This window comes from Streptomyces sp. NPDC013317 (assembly GCF_055563155.1).
On sequence record NZ_JBVHDX010000003.1, the window covers coordinates 548,426 to 564,315 of the forward strand.

The 15,890-nt window shown below is 72.1% G+C and carries 17 protein-coding genes and 1 pseudogene; 10 read left to right on the forward strand and 8 right to left on the reverse strand.

Features of this window, described 5'->3' with window-relative positions:
- Nucleotides 1-73 precede the first annotated feature (73 nt).
- Both ACZ3IJ_RS11300 and ACZ3IJ_RS11305 read right to left on the reverse strand, forming a co-directional pair.
- On the reverse strand, nt 74-553 hold the full coding sequence (locus tag ACZ3IJ_RS11300; RefSeq protein ID WP_391799214.1) for a (2Fe-2S)-binding protein: 480 nt from the start codon (nt 551-553) through the stop codon (nt 74-76).
- Between the two features lie 15 nt (nt 554-568).
- Nucleotides 569-2,932 (reverse strand): molybdopterin cofactor-binding domain-containing protein, encoded by a 2,364-nt coding sequence (locus ACZ3IJ_RS11305; RefSeq protein WP_467467430.1) that lies wholly within the window; start codon nt 2,930-2,932, stop codon nt 569-571.
- A 201-nt stretch (nt 2,933-3,133) separates the two neighbouring features.
- On the opposite strand from ACZ3IJ_RS11305, the gene ACZ3IJ_RS11310 reads away from it, so the two are divergent.
- Nucleotides 3,134-3,796 (forward strand): NADPH-dependent F420 reductase, encoded by a 663-nt coding sequence (locus tag ACZ3IJ_RS11310; RefSeq protein ID WP_467467431.1) that lies wholly within the window; start codon nt 3,134-3,136, stop codon nt 3,794-3,796.
- A 95-nt stretch (nt 3,797-3,891) separates the two neighbouring features.
- Here ACZ3IJ_RS11310 and ACZ3IJ_RS11315 read toward each other — a convergent pair whose 3' ends face one another.
- Both ACZ3IJ_RS11315 and ACZ3IJ_RS11320 read right to left on the reverse strand, forming a co-directional pair.
- Nucleotides 3,892-4,809: a glutamate ABC transporter substrate-binding protein gene (locus tag ACZ3IJ_RS11315; protein ID WP_467467432.1), complete on the reverse strand. Its 918-nt coding sequence runs from the start codon at nt 4,807-4,809 to the stop codon at nt 3,892-3,894.
- A gap of 177 nt (nt 4,810-4,986) precedes the next feature.
- Nucleotides 4,987-5,373, reverse strand: a complete 387-nt coding sequence (locus ACZ3IJ_RS11320; protein ID WP_467467433.1) for a hypothetical protein — start codon at nt 5,371-5,373, stop codon at nt 4,987-4,989.
- Between the two features lie 150 nt (nt 5,374-5,523).
- On the opposite strand from ACZ3IJ_RS11320, the gene ACZ3IJ_RS11325 reads away from it, so the two are divergent.
- Both ACZ3IJ_RS11325 and ACZ3IJ_RS11330 read left to right on the forward strand, forming a co-directional pair.
- A complete protein-coding gene (locus ACZ3IJ_RS11325; RefSeq protein ID WP_383221726.1) occupies nt 5,524-5,964 on the forward strand; it encodes an OsmC family protein in 441 nt (146 codons plus the stop codon).
- A 150-nt stretch (nt 5,965-6,114) separates the two neighbouring features.
- On the forward strand, nt 6,115-6,744 hold the full coding sequence (locus tag ACZ3IJ_RS11330) for a type 1 glutamine amidotransferase domain-containing protein (protein ID WP_467467434.1): 630 nt from the start codon (nt 6,115-6,117) through the stop codon (nt 6,742-6,744).
- A gap of 30 nt (nt 6,745-6,774) precedes the next feature.
- Here ACZ3IJ_RS11330 and ACZ3IJ_RS11335 read toward each other — a convergent pair whose 3' ends face one another.
- Nucleotides 6,775-8,220 carry a carboxylesterase/lipase family protein gene (locus tag ACZ3IJ_RS11335; RefSeq protein ID WP_467467435.1) on the reverse strand — a complete coding sequence of 482 codons (1,446 nt, stop codon included), beginning with the start codon at nt 8,218-8,220 and terminating at the stop codon, nt 6,775-6,777.
- A 139-nt stretch (nt 8,221-8,359) separates the two neighbouring features.
- Here ACZ3IJ_RS11335 and ACZ3IJ_RS11340 point away from each other — a divergent pair, with 139 nt between their 5' ends.
- On the forward strand, nt 8,360-8,731 hold the full coding sequence (locus tag ACZ3IJ_RS11340; protein ID WP_467467436.1) for a hypothetical protein: 372 nt from the start codon (nt 8,360-8,362) through the stop codon (nt 8,729-8,731).
- A 195-nt stretch (nt 8,732-8,926) separates the two neighbouring features.
- Here the strand turns inward: ACZ3IJ_RS11340 and ACZ3IJ_RS11345 are convergent, their stop codons facing one another.
- A complete protein-coding gene (locus tag ACZ3IJ_RS11345) occupies nt 8,927-9,457 on the reverse strand; it encodes a GNAT family N-acetyltransferase (RefSeq protein WP_467467437.1) in 531 nt (176 codons plus the stop codon).
- 431 nt (nt 9,458-9,888) lie between these two features.
- On the reverse strand, nt 9,889-10,260 hold the full coding sequence (locus ACZ3IJ_RS11350; protein WP_467467438.1) for a cupin domain-containing protein: 372 nt from the start codon (nt 10,258-10,260) through the stop codon (nt 9,889-9,891).
- 326 nt (nt 10,261-10,586) lie between these two features.
- Here ACZ3IJ_RS11350 and ACZ3IJ_RS11355 point away from each other — a divergent pair, with 326 nt between their 5' ends.
- The 5 genes and pseudogenes from ACZ3IJ_RS11355 to ACZ3IJ_RS11375 all read left to right on the forward strand — a co-directional run bounded on the left by ACZ3IJ_RS11355 (nt 10,587) and on the right by ACZ3IJ_RS11375 (nt 14,355).
- The gene (locus ACZ3IJ_RS11355; RefSeq protein WP_391799225.1) at nt 10,587-10,967 is read left to right on the forward strand and encodes a VOC family protein; all 381 of its coding nucleotides are present in this window, start codon (nt 10,587-10,589) and stop codon (nt 10,965-10,967) included.
- A gap of 428 nt (nt 10,968-11,395) precedes the next feature.
- Complete coding sequence (locus ACZ3IJ_RS11360; RefSeq protein ID WP_467467667.1) at nt 11,396-11,638, forward strand: SPW repeat protein; 243 nt, start codon at nt 11,396-11,398, stop codon at nt 11,636-11,638.
- 209 nt (nt 11,639-11,847) lie between these two features.
- Nucleotides 11,848-12,204, forward strand: a complete 357-nt coding sequence (locus tag ACZ3IJ_RS11365; RefSeq protein WP_467467439.1) for a DUF805 domain-containing protein — start codon at nt 11,848-11,850, stop codon at nt 12,202-12,204.
- A 199-nt stretch (nt 12,205-12,403) separates the two neighbouring features.
- Nucleotides 12,404-13,697 (forward strand): annotated as a pseudogene (locus ACZ3IJ_RS11370) (ATP-binding protein).
- 79 nt (nt 13,698-13,776) lie between these two features.
- Nucleotides 13,777-14,355, forward strand: coding sequence for a YdeI/OmpD-associated family protein (locus ACZ3IJ_RS11375; RefSeq protein WP_467467440.1), 579 nt, complete (start codon nt 13,777-13,779; stop codon nt 14,353-14,355).
- Nucleotides 14,356-14,374: 19 nt separating this feature from the next.
- Here the strand turns inward: ACZ3IJ_RS11375 and ACZ3IJ_RS11380 are convergent, their stop codons facing one another.
- Nucleotides 14,375-14,875, reverse strand: coding sequence for a GNAT family N-acetyltransferase (locus ACZ3IJ_RS11380; RefSeq protein WP_467467441.1), 501 nt, complete (start codon nt 14,873-14,875; stop codon nt 14,375-14,377).
- Between the two features lie 161 nt (nt 14,876-15,036).
- Between ACZ3IJ_RS11380 and ACZ3IJ_RS11385 the strand changes: the two genes are divergently transcribed.
- Nucleotides 15,037-15,687, forward strand: coding sequence for an NADPH-dependent F420 reductase (locus ACZ3IJ_RS11385; RefSeq protein WP_467467442.1), 651 nt, complete (start codon nt 15,037-15,039; stop codon nt 15,685-15,687).
- Nucleotides 15,688-15,890: the final 203 nt, after the last annotated feature.

Here is a 15,890-nt window from a genome sequence, read left to right on the forward strand (position 1 = left end):
GGCACGGCCGGACTCGGGGCCGTACGTCCCGGGCGGCTCGATCCCCCGCGGGCGCGCCGGTCGCCGTGTCCCGTTACGGCATGCGGCGGGCTCCCGCCACGATCGCCTCACGGATCCGGTTGTAGGTCCCGCAGCGGCAGATGTTGCGGATCTCGTCGAGGTCGGCGTCGCCGATCTCGCGGCCGGCCTCCCGCGCGGCGCGGACCTTGGCGACGGCCGTCATGATCTGTCCGGGCTGGCAGTAGCCGCACTGGACCACATCCAGATCCAGCCAGGCCTCCTGCATCGGATGCAGCTCCTCGCCCACGGTGGCGGGAAGTCCCTCGATGGTGGTGATCTCGTCGGTGGGGGCGATGTCCTTGACCGGGACGGAGCAGGGGTTGAACGCCTTGCCGTTGATGTGGCTGGTGCACGCCTGGCAGACGCCGAGCCCGCAGCCGTACTTGGGGCCCGTGACGCCGAGGACGTCCCTGAGCACCCACAGCAGCCGGACGTCGTCCTCGACCTCGGCCGTGACGGCCTTGCCGTTGAGGATGAAGGTGTGGTGCGGCACGGTGGCTCCTGGCTCCTAGAGGACGCGGTCGAGGCCGTCGACCGGCGACGCGGGGATCGGCGGGGTGGTGGGCAGCGGTTCGAAGGCGAGCGGCTCGGCGTGATTGACGGGGAAGCTCGTCGGCATGGTGCCGGTGGCCCGGCCGTACGCGCACGCCACGGCGGCCATCGCGGCGGGGACGGCCAGCTCGCCGGCGCCGCCAGGGCGGTCGGAGGTCGGCGGCATGACGACGATCTCCAGCTCGGGCGGGGTGTTCCACTGTCGCGTGTAGAAGTAGTTGTCCCAGCTGCCCTCCAGGAAGTGTCCGTCGCGGAGGTGCAGTCCGGAGGTGAGTGCCAGGGCGATCCCGTCCACGATGCCGCCCGCCATCTGGGCTTCCAGGCCGCGCGGGTTGACGGCCAGACCGACGTCGACGGCGCAGACGACCTTGGTGACGCGCGGGCCGGTGTAGGCGTCGTGGACCTTCCGGCCGGTCGTCCCGGGCCGGCAGTCGATCTCGGCGAGTACGGCGACGAACGCGTGGTACTCGGGGTGCAGGGCGATGCCCTGGGCCACACCGGCGGGCAGGGACCGGCCCCAGCCGCCCACCTCCGCGACCTTGGCGAGGACGGCTCGGGCACGCTCGTCCTTGAGGTGCTCGCGGCGGAACTCGTACGCGTCCTTGCCCGTGCGCCGGGCCAGTTCGTCCACGACCAGCTCCTGGGCGGTGCGGACGTTGGGCGAGTAGATGCCCCGCATGGAGCCGGTGTTGAAGCCCTTGTCGGTCTCGCCGAGCAGCTGGGTGGTGGCGCCGAGGTGGTACGGGCTCTGCTGCGTGAGCTGGAAGATCGTCTCGGAGAACGTGAGGTCCCCCACGGGCAGCTGGGCGGCGGCGCCGGTGATGATCTCGCCGAGCCCGTGGCCGAAGTCGGTGGCCACGGAGGTGTGGCGCAGCTCGTAGGAGAGCACCTCGCCGAGCGTGTACGTCGCCCGGACCCGCGACGTCGACATGGGGTGCGTACGCCCCTGCCGGAAGTCGTCGGTCCGGTGCCACATCAGCTTCACGGGCTTGCCCATGGCCTGGGAGATCTCGGCGGCCTCGCGGGCCGCGTCGAAGAAGAGCTTGCGGCCGAACGACCCGCCGCCCTCGGTGACATGGACCGTGACAGCGGTGGGCGGGAGCCCGAGTTCGAGGGCGATCTGTTCCTGGGCGACGATCGGTGTCTTCAGGCTCGCCCAGATCTCGGCCGAATCCGTCCGTACGTCCGCGATGGCGCAGTTGGTCTCCAGGGCGCTGTTGCTGGAGAAGCCGAAGGTGAAGCGCGCGTCGACGGCCTTGGTGAGCAGGGGCAACGGCGGTACGACCAGCGGCAGTTCCGCGGCACGCAGCTTCCGCTGGACGGACGCGTCCGAATCGCCCTCGGCGGTGCCGGGTCCCCAGGTGACCGTGAGGGCGCGGACGGCGTCGATGCACTGGCCGAAGGTGCGGCCGCGGACGGCGACGCCGGTGGAGATCCGTACGACGTCGGTGATGCCGGGCATGGCCCGGACTTCGCCCAGGTTGTCGACCGAGCGGACGGTGCCGTTGATCGTCGGAGGCCGGCAGACCATCGTCGGCAGGGCGTCGGGCACCTGCAGGTCCATGGTGAACGTCTTGCGGCCCGTCACGGCCTCCAGGGCGTCGATCCGGCGCCGGGAGGTGCCGATGACCGTGAACTCGGACGGCTTCTTGAGCGCGACCCCGACCGGGGTGTCGGTGTCGGCGGCCGCCTTCGCGGCGAGTTCGCCGTAGCCGACGCTCCGACCGGTCACCGTGGAGACGACCGCCCCGGCCTTCGCGGTGAGGGATCCCTGCAGCTCTCCGAGTTCGAGCGCGGCGGCACGCAACAGCCGGCCCCGGGCGACGGCGGCGGCGACGCGGATGGGGGTGAACGTGGAGATGGTGGTGTTGGAGGCGCCCGTCATCTGGTTGAACAGCAGCTCGGGGCGGGCGTCGGCGAGGGTCACCCGCACCTTCTCCAGGGGCAGGTCCAGCTCCTCGGCGATCACCATCGCGGTCGAGGTGGTGATGCCCTGGCCGACCTCGGCCCGGGGCAGGGCGAAGGAGGCGGTGCCGTCGGCCTCGATCCGGATGGTGATCAGGCCGGCGGTGGGCAGCGCGGCGTGCGTGAGCATGTCGTTGAGGTCGTAGATCTCGGACGGCCCGGGCGGCGAGGGCACCAGGGCGGGGGGCGCGGCAGCCGCCGGCACGGGCGCGAGGACCGCCTCGCCGAGCTGGGCTGCGACGGTGAGGGTCGGCGCCGCGAGGACGTAGCCGAGAAACCGGCGCCGGCCCGTGCCGTCGGCCGGGACGGTCTCCCCGTGCTGCGGATGCTGCCGCGCCTCGTCGCGCACTGTCATCGGCTGTCCTCTCGACGCACCTCGAAGTCGTCAGGATCATCGCGCACTTGATGACCCCTGTCCCCCCGGAACATCGCAGGATTCACTCCGGGCGCGCCGATCCCTCACGTCGCGGCGGCACTGGAGCGGGGAATAGGCCACTCTGCGCCGCGGTTCCGGTCTTGCGTGGCACCCGCCGCACCCGCTCGGAAGGACGTTTCCATGAAGATCGGCATCATCGGCGCAGGCAACATCGGCGGCAACCTCACCCGCCGCCTCGCGGCGCTCGGCCACGAGGTGTCCGTGGCGAACTCCCGTGGCCCGGAGACCCTGACCGCCCTCGCCGAGGAGACGGGCGCGACACCCGTCCCGGTGGGCGAGGCGGCGCGCGGCGCGGAGATCGTGATCGTGACGGTTCCGCTGAAGGCGGTCCCCGACCTGCCCTCCGGTCTCTTCGAGGGCGCCGCCGAGGGCTTCGCCGTCATCGACACCCACAACTACTACCCGCAGCAGCGCGACGGCCGGATCGCCGCCATCGAGGACGACGGCCTGACGGAGAGCCGCTGGGTCGAGCGTCACCTCGGACACCCGGTGATCAAGGCGTTCAACGGCACCTACGCCGAGGACATCCTCGACCGGCCGCTCCCGGCCGGTGACCCGGAGCGCATGGCGCTGCCCGTCGCGGGCGACGACGAGGTGGCCAAGAAGAGGGTCCGCGCCCTGATCGACCAGTTGGGCTTCGACACGGTCGACGCCGGCGGCATCGACGACTCCTGGCGCCAGCAGCCCGACACCCCGGTCTACGGTCTGCGAGCCGGAGCGGAGGCGGTGGCGAAGGCTCTCGCCGAGGCCTCCCCCGAGCGACCGGCCCCGTTCAGGGGCTGAGGGTCCGGGTCCGCGCGCCGCGCCGGGCCACGGCGTGCCCGGGCCGGCGGGTGCCGGGCCGGGGTCTGCCGGGCCGGGGTCTGCCAGCCGTGGGTTCAGTCGGCGTACTCGGCCTTCGGCGGGCCCTCGGGACGGGCGCCGAGGGTCGGGGCCAACCATCGGTTGTACGAGACCATCCACGGGCTGCCCGCGCCGCCCGCGCGGTAGTCCTCCAGGATCGCGTTGACGCGGCGGACGAGGTCGGTGTCGCCCTTGTTCATGGCGACGCCGTACAGAGAGGTGTCCAGGCGCGGTCCGACGAGCCGGAGCGTGGGGTCCTGCGCGGCGAGTCCGGCGGCGAGCGTGGCGTGGGTGAGGATCGCGTCCACGGCCCCCTGCTGGAGTTCGACGAGACAGTCCAAGTGGCTCGACGTCTCCACGGCGACGGCGCCCATACCCGAGGAGCCGAGCAGGTCGACCGCCGAGCTGCCCCTGCTGAGGCAGACCCGCTTGCCGCGCAGCTTCGCGTCGAAGCCCGAGATCCGAGAGCCCTCGGGCACCAGGAGGCGGTGGCCGGTCTCGAAGTACACGCTGGAGAAGGCGACATCGGCCAGCCGCTCACAGGTGATGCTCATGGTGCGGACGATCACGTCGACCTGGCGGGCCTGCAGTCGCGGGATCCGCTGGCTCGGCGGCATGCTGACGAAACGGACCGTGGCCTTCGGGCCGAGGATGTCACGGGCGATCGCCCGTACGAGGTCGACGTCGAAGCCGACCGGCTCCTGCGCGTCCTGGTCCAGCGAGGCCCAGAGATGGCTGTTGAGGTCCACGCCGGCGACGAGATGGCCGCGCTCACGGATGCGTCGCACGGCCTCGCCGTCGACGCGTGAGGGGCTCGGTCCGGCCCGCCGTGGGTCGCAGGAGGGTTCGCGTGCGGCCGGCGCGGCGGCGGTCCTCAGGACGGCGGGGCGTGGGGCGTCCGCGGGTCCGGCCGTGCCGGCGGCCGCCGGCACCGCGGTGAGAAGGGTCGCCATGAGCAGGAGCCAGAAGGCGAAGCGGCCTCGCGACAGACCCCTCCCCCGCGGTGCCGACTCGGATCCAGCAGTCACACGCCCCACCCCCGCGCAGCCGACTCCCCTCCCCCAAGGCTACGCATTCATGACCCAACACGGGCGCACATACCGGGAGTTGGCCAGGTGTTGACTCAGGTTTCACCGAGGCGGCAGGGCGGCCAGGTCACGCAGACGCGGCAGGGTGCGCAGCGCGGTCCGGACGGGCCTGCCCGCGCGGACCGAGAGGTCGGACCTGCCCGCGCGGATAAGGTCGGGCAGTGCCCGGCGTGTGAGGACCGCGCGGGTCGGGCCGGACACCCCGGGCCCACCCTCACGCGTCGGCCGTACGGCGCGCAGCTGGCAGCGATCCAGTCGGGCGCGCTGGCCGCCACTGGTGATCAGGGCGTTCACCGGAGCCATCGGGTCCGCCCCCACGCTCCGCGCCAGCAGCATGCCGACGGCGAGCGGGAGCAGCGCGCCCGCCAGCGCCGCGCCGGTGGTCGTGACGTGCTGCATGCGGCTGGTGCGCCGGGCGTCGGAGATCATGGTGCTATTCGACCAGCGCGGCTGGGGGCCGGGTATCGGACGACGTACTCACTCGGGACCTGGCCACGTACTCAGGTGGGGACCGCGGGGTGCCGGATGCCCCGCGCCGCACGTTCGGAACCGTACGCACACCGAGGAGCCCAGGACACCATGGCCGACTACCGCATCGAGACCCTCCGCACCGGCTACCGGCAGTGGATCGCCCGCAACGACCGAGGCGCGGAGGTGCGCATGGGGGCGGCGGACGACCCGGACGCGCAGCCCTCGTTCACCCCCGTGGAGCTGCTGCTCGCGGCCATGGGCGGCTGCGGCGGCATGGTGGTGGACCGGACGGCGCGCGCGGTGGACCACGACGACCTGCGGATCGTCGTGGAATCGGTCTCCGGACCGGAGGACGACGGCCGGGTGGGCCGGATCAGGGTCAGCTACGAGTTCGAACTGCCCGAGAGCAACCCGCGGGCCGCCGACGTCTTCGCCCGAGGGGTGCGGCTCACGCACGAGAAGTTCTGCACGGTGAGCCGCACGGTCGAGCACGGCGCGACGGTGGAGGCCGTCCTGCCCGACGGGACGATCGGCTTCCGGGCCGGCTGAGGGCCGCCGCGCGGCCGGGGCGCCACACGGCCGGGGCGCGTTCGGTTCCGATCCGTCGATCCGTTCGTTTAGGACCGGCGCGGGTGGTCAGTCGCGGGAGTGTGGCCGGACCACGGCCACCTGACGGAGACCGGACGGGAGGCGTCGGCTGTGACGCTCGACGGAAAGCGAGTCCTCTTTCTCACGACCAACTACGGCACGGAGCAGGACGAGTTGACGAAGCCGGTGGCCACACTGCGCGAGGCGGGCGCCGAGGTCACCGTGGCGGCGAAGAAGGCCGAACCCGTCGTGACGGTCGTGTCGGACCGGCGGCCGGGCGATGCCGTCGACCCCGACACGTCGTACGAAGAGGTGTCGGCGGACGCGTACGACGCGGTGGTCGTGCCGGGCGGGACCGTCAACGCGGACCGGCTGCGGACGGACATGACGGCCCAGCGGCTGGTGGCCGCCTTCGCGGACGCCGGGAAGACCGTGGCCGCGATCTGTCACGGACCGTGGCTGCTCATCGACAGCGGGCTGGTCGCCGGGAAGGAGCTCACCTCCTACCCGTCGGTCAGGACCGATCTCGTGAACGCGGGCGGGACCTGGCGGGACAGTGAGGTCGTCGTCGACGCCTCGGGCGGATTCCGCCTGATCACCTCGCGCACGCCGGCCGATGTGCGGCCGTTCGCGGAGGCGGTCGTCGAGGCGCTCCTCGCGGGCCCGCCCGGACCGGAGAGCCCTCGGCCGCGCGACGCCGAGACGGGACTCACCGAGACGGGGCTCCCCGCGCCGACGTGAGAGCGGCGCTCGGGGAGCCCGCTCGGCGGGTCAGTCGAGCCAGATCTCGCGGACCAGGTGCAGCGGGTCGAGTTCCACGCGGGGCTCGGCGTCCCAGACCATCGTGGCGCGCTCGCCGGCCGTGTAGCACGGCCAGAGTGCCCCCGGGTCCTGGTCCCGTACGAAGGAGACCCAGGCGTGGTGCATCGCCTCGGCGAGGACGCGGGGCGGGGCCTCCCCCGCCACGGCGGTGACACCCTCCGCGTCCAGGAGGTCGAAGGCGTACGGCAGGTCCAGGCAGTGGAACGCCGTGCCGTTGACGGGCGACTCCCACACGAACTCGTACAGCCAGGTGGGGCGCCCGCGCGCCGCCCGGGCGTCGGCCACGGCCAGCGACGGGGCACGGAAGGTGACGTCGGTCAGGGCCTGGCCGAACAGGGCGGCCGGGTCACCGGACCCGTAGGCGGTCGTGAACGAGTCGAGCCGGTCCTCCGGCAGCCCGAGCGCCCCCAGGAGGACCGGCACAGGCGGGCCGTCGGGGCCCGGGGCGGGGAAGGCGTTGAACTCGTGGGCCGTGAAGCCCAGCATGAGCGGGACGTCCGCGCCCGCCTCGCCGGTCGTCAACGCGTCGAGTACCGGCTCCGGGATCAGCTCGCCGTCCGCGAAGGGCGCCAGGGACAGCAGCGGCGGCAGGCCCTCGCGGTCGGGGCCCGGTGCGCCCATCCGGTCCTGCAGGTCGAGGAGTTCGTCGTCGCTCAGGTCGCGGAGCGCCGCGGCGGTGGCGGGTACGCCGGTACGCGCCGTGAACAGGCGGGACGCCGCGCGGGCGACCTCGGGGCCGTCGGGACGCATGACGGCCCCGGAGACGGAGAGCGCGCCGCGGAACAGGTCGCGGGCGGCCGGAACGGCGAGCAGGGTCTGCACGGCACCGCCGCCCGCCGACTGGCCGGCGACGGTGACCCTGGCCGGGTCGCCGCCGAAGCGGGCGATGTTGTCGCGGACCCATTGAAGGGCGGCGATCCAGTCCCGGACGCCTCGGTTGTCGGGAGCGTCGTCGAGGTGCAGGAAGCCCTCGACGCCCAGCCGGTAACCGAGGGAGACCAGGATGACGCCGTCACGGTTGAAGGCCGATCCGTCGTACCAGGGGCTGGCCGCCGACCCCGCCACGTAACCGCCTCCGTGGATCCACACCAGGACGGGGAGCCCGGCCTCGGGGTCGGTGCGCGGCGTGAAGACGTTGAGATTGAGGACCCCGGCGCCCGGGACGGAGGGCTCCGGGATCGTGGTGACGTCGGCGAAGGGCCGGCGCTGGGCGGTCGGCCCGTAGGAGGTGGCGTCCAGCGGTTCGGTCCACGGCTCCGGCGGCACGGGCGCCGCGAACCGGAGGGCGCCGACGGGCGGCTGTGCATAGGGGATGCCGAGGAAGCGGAGGCTTCCGTCGGGGCGGCGCTCACCGCGTACGGGGCCGCGGGTGGTGGTGACGGTGGTGACGGTCATGGGAGCAGAGTCCGGCCGTAGATCGGCCGCGTCAACGCCTGAAGCAGGAAGGTGACACGTGTCACTTACGCGTGTCAGCAGCGGCTGTGCCTGAAATCGGGTCGCCCTGGGTACGGGTCGTTCGACGCGAGGGGGTCGGGTGGCGACGGGACTGCACGCGGAGACGCTCGTGGGGATGCTGGTCGTCGCCGCCGGGGCCGGCCTCATGGCGCTGGGCGCCGTCCGTCAGGGCCGCGCGGTCCGGCCGCCCGGCCCGGCGCGGGCGTGGGCCGCCGCCCGGCGCAGGGAGGAGCGGGTGCTGCGGAGGGCGGCCGTCATGGCGATCGGGTCGGCCCGCGCGGCGGCGGGAGCGGGAGAGCCGGTGATCGTCACGGTCGAGGACGTGCTGCGCCTGGCGGACGAACACCTCGCCCACCCGGACATGGACCCCCGTCTCGCGGCGGCCGCGCTCCGTGACGCGTACGAACGCGGCGCGTGCGCCCGGGACTGCGTGACGGACGCGTACGGCTGACGGGCCATCGCCCTGGGCCCGAGCTCCGGGGCACCTCCGACTCGCCGGCCGCGCTGAGCCGGGCGCCGCGGCGCGGGCCGGCGCCGGGCGCTCAGCGGGTCGGAGGTGTGCGCGGGGACGCGCCGAGGGGCCGAAAGGGCTGTCGGGATCGGTGTCGGCGTGATCGCCGTGGGCGCGTGACGGCCGCCACCGGGCTCACAGCGTGATCCAGTAGCGGCGCTTGCGGCCGATCTCCGTGTCGCGGGTGTCTTCGAGCACCCCGCCGTTGCGCTCGATCGTGCGGGCGGAGGGCACGTTGTCGTCGTCGCAGGTCACCAGGACCCGGTCGAGGCCGAGAGCTCGGGCCTCGGGGAGGACCGCCCCGAGGGCCCAGGTGGCGAGTCCGCGACGGCGGGCGGAGGGCCGGACGCTGTAGCCGATGTGTCCGCCGGCCCTGAGCAGGAAGTCGTTGAGCTCGTGGCGCAGGTCGATCGCGCCGGCGTACGCCCCGTCCTCCACGATCCACCAGTGCGTGGCGCGCACCCGCCCCTGGGCCAACGGCCTTGTCGGGTCGCCCTGTTCCCGCAGTCGGCCGACCCACGAAGCGAAGATCTCGGGCACGGCGAGGGCCTCTTCCTCAGCCAGCCTCATCCCCGCTCCGGACTGATGGGCGCCGGGGCTCCACTCGGCGTGTGCTTCGAGCCAGGAGCGATGAAGGCGAGCTGTGGGGGCGACCAGTTCGGGCATGCGCGCGACGATAACAGGCCGATGACCCCTTTGATCAGGGCTTTCGGCAGCCGTGCGGGCGTGTCCGGGGGACGGCCGGGGTGCGGGCATGTCCGGCGGGCGGCCGGGGTGCGGTGGTGTCCGGCGGACGGCCGCCGGTGCGGGCGGGCGCGGGTGCGGGCGGGCGCGGGCGGGCGCGGGTGCGGGCGGGCGCGGGTGCAGGGGCGGGCGGCCAGCGGTGCGCGGGCGCGGGCGGGCGCCGGTGCGGACGGCCGCCGGTGCGGACGCGGGGGCGGTGACGGGGCGGGCAGCCAGCGGTGCGCGCGGGCGCGGACGGCCGCCGGTGCGGGCGCGGGGGCGGGCGCGGGGGCGGGCGGCCAGCGGTGCGCGCGGCCGCGGGTGCGGCCGGCGAGGCACTCACCGCGTCCCGGCTGCCGTCCCCCCGCGCCCCGTCAGCTCTTCTTCGGTGCCGCGTAGTTCAGGAAGCCGGCCCAGTCCACCACGACGCAGGCCTCGTCGCCGAGGACCCACGCGTCATGTCCCGGCTTGACGGCCATGAAGTCGCCGGGGCCGATCTCGGCCGACTCCCCGTCGTCCATCACGACCTTCATCCGACCGCTGACGACGTACCCGACGTGCGACGCCTCGCAACTGTCCGTCCCGGCAAGGGGCTTCACGTGCTTGGACCACTGCCAGCCGGGCTCGAACACGGCACGCCCGACCGGACCGCTCTCGTCGTTGATCAGGTCGAGCCTGCCCTTGGAGTCCTCGAAGGGACGCGTCTCATCTGCGGAGTCGAAGCTCCGGGACACGATTCCGGTCATGTTCGTCCGCCTTCCGGGCGGTGGGACGTTGCAGCCCCCGAGTCCACTTCCAGATTACGCCGGTGGGCCCGGCGGGACCTGTCGCCGCCCGGCCGGGAACGCCGTTGCCGACGCCGATGATCATGGGTTAGCGTGTTCGTATGACTGCCGGGTCGGCCATGGGCCGTGAGCGAGTGAGGCACCCGGCCTTGGCGTGACCGCCGCCGGGCGGGCGCGAGGCCCGCCTCGGTCGTCTTCCACGCACGCGTACGCGTTCCCACGCCCTGTACGCACGCGACGAGCCCCATCAGGAAGACACCGACGCAGTCTTTTCGAGAGGACCCTTCGTGGCCATCGAGCTCAACCACACTGTCGTATACGCCCGTGACAGGCGGGCCTCCGCCACGTTCCTGGCCGAGGTGCTCGGCCTGGAGGTCGGCGCCCCCTTCGGCCCGTTCCTGCCGGTGGAGACCGGCAACGGCGTCACCCTCGACTACTACGAGTCGGCGGACGCGTTCACCCCGCAGCACTACGCCTTCCTCGTGCCCGACGAGGAGTTCGACGCCATGATCGGGCGGCTCGAGCGGATGGGGGTCACGTACTACGCCGACCCGAGCCACACCGAGCCCGGGCAGGTCAACCACCTCTTCGGCGGCCGCGGCGCCTACTTCGACGACGCCGACGGTCACAACATGGAGATCATCACCCGTCCGTACAGCCGCGGCTGATCACCGACGAGGCTGTCCGCATGTCGGCACGGTGATGCGCGTGACGTCGGGAAATGTTCTTTCAAAGATCATTTCTTTGGTGGTTACGCGCATATCCGTGCCGACAATTCTGTGTGAATCCCTTATCGGGTACATCTACACATAAAGGCCAGATAAGCGCACAATGAAACCGCGGCACGATGCCGCAAGCGCGATCAGACGTGCAAGACGCCAGAAGGAGGCGAGTCGTATGTCTGACGTCTCTCACCGTCCTGGTGACATGAGGGGACACCCCGACGCATCGGAAATGCGTGACCGCTACTCCCGAGTGCTCCAGACCCGTGGTGTCGCCGCGGTCGAGGAACTGATCATGGTGGCCGGTATCTGGGGCGATCTCCGCCTACACGGTCCACTTCGCGGGCCTCCACCCCGACCTCGCCCTCAGCAACCTGATCGTCGGCATCGCCCTCGCGGGGCTCGGGCTCTGTATGTCGATGGCTCCGGAACGGTCGCAGGACCTGAACTTCGTCGCCCTGCTCGCCGGCGTCTGGCTGATCATCTCACCCTGGGTGGTCGCCCGGGACGTGGACACGGGCGCGATCGTCAGCAACGTCATCACCGGCGCGTGCGTCTGCCTCTTCGCCCTCACAGCGGGCGGACTTCTCATGAGCAAGTCCAGGAGAGCGGCATAGAGCTCTGATCCTCTCCCAGAACGGCGCCGTATCCCGCACGGGATACGGCGCCGTCGCCTGTCCCATGCGCAATACCAGTCACATCAGCCACCAACACCCCACCTCAGGTAACGAATTACCCGATGGCGTTTCGGCCACTGGAGTTCTGCGCAAGCTTGCTCCACAGAGACAGGCTCCCGCTTGCGTTTCCCAGTCCTTGGGGGGACTAAGTGAACTGGTACCTCGACGTTCTCAAGAAGTACGCGGTATTCACCGGCCGTGCGCGCCGCCAGGAATACTGGATGTACATGCTGTTCAACCTGATCGCGTACGTCGTCCTGGCGATCCTCGACGCGGTGCTCACCACGGCACCGCTGCTGACCGGCATCTACGCGCTGGCTGTGCTGCTGCCGACGCTCGGCGTGACAGTCCGCCGTCTGCACGACACGGGCCGCTCCGGCTGGATGATCCTGATTGGCCTGATCCCGCTGGTCGGCGGGATCATCCTCATCGTCTTCTACGCGACCGAGGGCAACCAGGCCGACAACGCCTACGGCCCGAACCCGAAGCTCGCGCCCGCGTACTGAGCCGCACCACGGCGAAGCCCCCGCAGGATTCACCTCCGGGGGCTTCGCCCGTTCCGGACGCGCACGCGCGCCCCGTCCGGCCAGTGACGCTTCGTAGCACTTGCCCGCGCCTTGTGCACCGTGGCGCACGACCCGCCCCCTCCCCCGCCCCTAGCCTCGCCGCAACGGTTCGAAATCGAACGAACGAGGGGCGGTACCGGTGAACTGGCTCATCCACGACTACCGCGAGAGCGATCTCGCCGCGGTCGTCCATCTGATCGACACCACGGCCGAGCTCGGCCAGGAGTCCGTGTTCTCCCTGGCCGAGTGCATCAGCGCCCTGACCTCCCGCCAGCCCGCCGTCGTCGCCGTCCACCAGGGCGTCCCCATCGGAGCGGCCCTCGCCTGTGTCTCGGGCGAACGGGCCTGGGTGATGCGGATCGCGATCTCCTCCGCCTGGCGTGGCCGGGGGCTCGCCAGCGCGCTGCTCGTCGAGCTGGAACGGCGGCTGGTCGCGGCGCGGGTCGGGCGCATCGCGTACGTCCTGCCGGAGGAGGACCTGCTCGGCGAGGGCCTGCTCAACGCCGGCTACACCCGCCAGCCCGCCGTCGCGTACTTCGAGAAGGTCGAGCCGCTGCACGGCCCGGCCGCCAACCTCCTCGACGACCTGGGCGGCCGGCTGCTGCCGAGCGACCTGTGGGCCAAGGTCGCGGGCATGGAGCGGGAGAAGGACCTGATCGAACGGCGCGTCGTGCTTCCGCTGGCCGAGCCCGAGCGGGCGGCTCGGCACGGAGTTCGGCCGCCGCGGCGCGGTGGGACTCTTCGGTCCGCCGGGCACCGGCAAGACGACGTTCGCCCGGGGCATCGCCTCGCGGCTCGGCTGGCCGTTCGTGGAGATCCTGCCGTCCCGGCTCGCCGACGAGGGCAATCTCGCGGCGGCCCTGCGCTCGGCGTTCGCGCGGATCGCCGAACTGGAGCGCGTACTCGTCTTCATCGATGAGGTGGAGGAGATCGCCCCGGTCCGTCAGGAGCCCGCGCAGCCCGGTGGCATGCACGGTGTGACCAACGAACTCCTCAAGCTCATCCCGGGTTTCCGTGAGCGGGACGAGCGGTTGCTCGTCTGCGCCACGAACTCGATCCGCTCCCTCGATCCGGCCTTTCTGCGCCCGGGGCGCTTCGACTACCTGATTCCGATCGGCACACCGGACAAGGCGGCCCGCGCCGCGATCTGGGCGCGGTACACGGAGGGCCGGTCCGACGTCGACATCGACGAACTGGTCTCCGCGAGCGATCTGTTCACGCCCGCCGACATCGAGCATGCCGCGCGGATCGCCGCCCAGAACTCCTTCGAGCGCGATCTGGTCGCCGTCGGCGGCCGCCCGGTGAACGACGACCGGCTGCCGGGCGCGACCACGAACGACTACCTGGAGGCGATCGGCCAGTGCCGGCCGACGGTGACACCGGAGATGATCACTCAGTTCGAGTCGGACATCACCACCCACGCCCGGTTCTGACGCAGCGTCACTACGGCCTGGTGAGAAGGCCGCTCGTACGTCCGGGGCCGGGGCCGGGGCCGGCGCATATCGTGGTCCCATGGAGCGGTACGAGGGACTCGAACTGATCACCGTCACGAAGACCACGGAGCTGGAGGCGTGGCTGGAGGCCCACCACGCCGACACACCCGGGGTCTGGCTGCGGATCGCCAAGAAGGGCGGGGGAGGCGAGTCGCTGACCATTCCGGAGATCCTCGACTGCATGCTCTGCTTCGGCTGGATCGACGGGCAGCGCAAGGGCGGGGACGGCGTGTACTACGTACAGAAGTACACCCCGCGGAGAGCGGGCAGCCTCTGGTCGCGGGTGAACGTCCGCAAGGTCGAGGCGCTCACGGCGGCCGGCCGGATGCGCGCGCCGGGGCTCGCCGAGGTGGCCGCCGCCCAGGCGGACGGCCGGTGGGACGCCGCGTACCCGTCGCAGGCGGAGGCGACCGTACCGGACGATCTGGCGGCGGCCCTCGCGGCCGACGAGCGGGCACGGCTCTTCTACGAGGGGCTCGGCAGGACCGATCAGTACCTGGTGATCCTTCGGCTGTGGCAGGCCCGCACGCCGAAGGGCCGGGCGCAGCGGCTCGAGCGGATGGTGGCGAAGCTGGCGGCGGGCGAGAAGGTCCGGTGAGGGGGGCGGGCGGAGGGGGTCAGCGCCGGCGCCGGTAGAGGACCTGGTGGGCTTCGTGTTCGACGAAGGACGCGGTGTGGGTCATGCCGACGGCTTCGAGGAGTCGCCGGGAGGGTCGGTTCGCCTCCTGCGTCAGGGCGACGACACTCGGCGTGTCGCGGAGCGTGGCGTCGAGGACGGCGGCGACGGCCTCGCGGGCGTAGCCGTGCCCCCAGTGCTCGGGCAGGAACTGGTACGAGATCTCCGTCTCCCCGTCCCTTGCCCCGGGCTCGACGGTCACGAGACCGAGCAGCACCCCGTCGGCGGCCCGCACCACGGCGTGCACGCCGGCCGCGCCGACGACTCGCCGCTGGCGGATCCGTACGACCTGCTCGGTCACCGGCCCGCCGAGATGCCGCCGTACCTCGGGGTCGGTCCACAGCCGGGTGACGGCCGGCACGTCGGCCGCGCGCACGGGACGCACCAGCAGGCGCTCGGTGGTGAGGGCGTCGGCCGGCGCGGAGGAGGAAGAGGCGTGCATACGTACGATCATCGCAGCCCGGACCCTCCGGCCGCTCAGGCAGCGCGGCGCGTGGCGTCGGCCCGGTCCGGCCCTAGGCCACGGGGCCTACGCCAGTCAGCCGCGCGGGCCCGACCATCGTCCGATGCGGTACGGGGCGGGTGGCGCCTAGCGTCGTGGCCATGCGAATCGGAATTCTCGGCACAGGGAATGTGGGACGGGCGCTGGCGGCGGGCTGGGCTCGCGCGGGCCATGACATCGTCCTCGGGTCACGGCGGCCCGAGGACCCGCAACTGCTCACGGAACTGAGGGAGCTGCTGGACGCGGGGGTCCGGGTCGGTGATCCGGCGGCGGCCGCGACGCACGCGGAGGTGCTGGTGAACGCCACGCCGGGGACTGCTTCGGTGCCGCTCCTGGAGTCGGTCGGCGCGTCCGCGCTGGAGGGGAAGGTACTGCTGGACGTCGCCGTCGGCTTCCTGGAGGACGAGTCGCTGTCGCACCCGGTGGTCAGCCTCGGGGAGGAGATCCAGCGGGCGTTCCCCGGGACGCGCGTCGTCAAGACGCTCTGCACGGTCGACCGGGTCGTGATGGTCGCACCGCGCTCCCTCGAGGGGCCGAGCACGCTCTTCCTGTCCGGCGACGACGCCGAGGCCAAGGAGACGGTGAGCGGTCTGCTACGTGATCTGGGCTGGCCCCAGGACTCACTGCTCGACCTCGGCGGTATCGCCACCGCCCGCGGCCAGGAGCACTTCGCACTCCTCTTCATCGGGATCGCCCTGTCGACGAAGACCTTCGGCTTCGGCATCCGGGTGGTCCGTCCCGCGCCCGCCTAGAAGACCGGTCCGCCCTCGTCGTTCACCACACCAGCACCGTAACCTTCCCACGGTGTCGCGCCGTTACCACCTCGATGGCCGATAATCGACAGGCCGTTGGCATATGTCAGAAGCACCACCGTATCGAGTGTTGCCAAATCCCTTACGGGGTGTCTCCGCCTGTGCAACAGTCGTATCCGGGCCTTGTTCCACCGCTCGCCCGC

What these genes read in the sequence shown, in the direction of transcription:
- ACZ3IJ_RS11305 (WP_467467430.1), bottom strand. Translation starts at nt 2,932, where the DNA reads ATGACAGTGCGCGACGAGGCGCGGCAGCATCCGCAGCACGGGGAGACC.
- ACZ3IJ_RS11320 (WP_467467433.1), bottom strand. Translation starts at nt 5,373, where the DNA reads ATGATCTCCGACGCCCGGCGCACCAGCCGCATGCAGCACGTCACGACC.
- ACZ3IJ_RS11350 (WP_467467438.1), bottom strand. Translation starts at nt 10,260, where the DNA reads ATGACCGGAATCGTGTCCCGGAGCTTCGACTCCGCAGATGAGACGCGT.
- ACZ3IJ_RS11345 (WP_467467437.1), bottom strand. Translation starts at nt 9,457, where the DNA reads ATGCCCGAACTGGTCGCCCCCACAGCTCGCCTTCATCGCTCCTGGCTC.
- ACZ3IJ_RS11310 (WP_467467431.1), top strand. Translation starts at nt 3,134, where the DNA reads ATGAAGATCGGCATCATCGGCGCAGGCAACATCGGCGGCAACCTCACC.
- ACZ3IJ_RS11380 (WP_467467441.1), bottom strand. Translation starts at nt 14,875, where the DNA reads ATGCACGCCTCTTCCTCCTCCGCGCCGGCCGACGCCCTCACCACCGAG.
- ACZ3IJ_RS11375 (WP_467467440.1), top strand. Translation starts at nt 13,777, where the DNA reads ATGGAGCGGTACGAGGGACTCGAACTGATCACCGTCACGAAGACCACG.
- ACZ3IJ_RS11335 (WP_467467435.1), bottom strand. Translation starts at nt 8,220, where the DNA reads ATGACCGTCACCACCGTCACCACCACCCGCGGCCCCGTACGCGGTGAG.
- ACZ3IJ_RS11315 (WP_467467432.1), bottom strand. Translation starts at nt 4,809, where the DNA reads ATGGCGACCCTTCTCACCGCGGTGCCGGCGGCCGCCGGCACGGCCGGA.
- ACZ3IJ_RS11385 (WP_467467442.1), top strand. Translation starts at nt 15,037, where the DNA reads ATGCGAATCGGAATTCTCGGCACAGGGAATGTGGGACGGGCGCTGGCG.
- ACZ3IJ_RS11325 (WP_383221726.1), top strand. Translation starts at nt 5,524, where the DNA reads ATGGCCGACTACCGCATCGAGACCCTCCGCACCGGCTACCGGCAGTGG.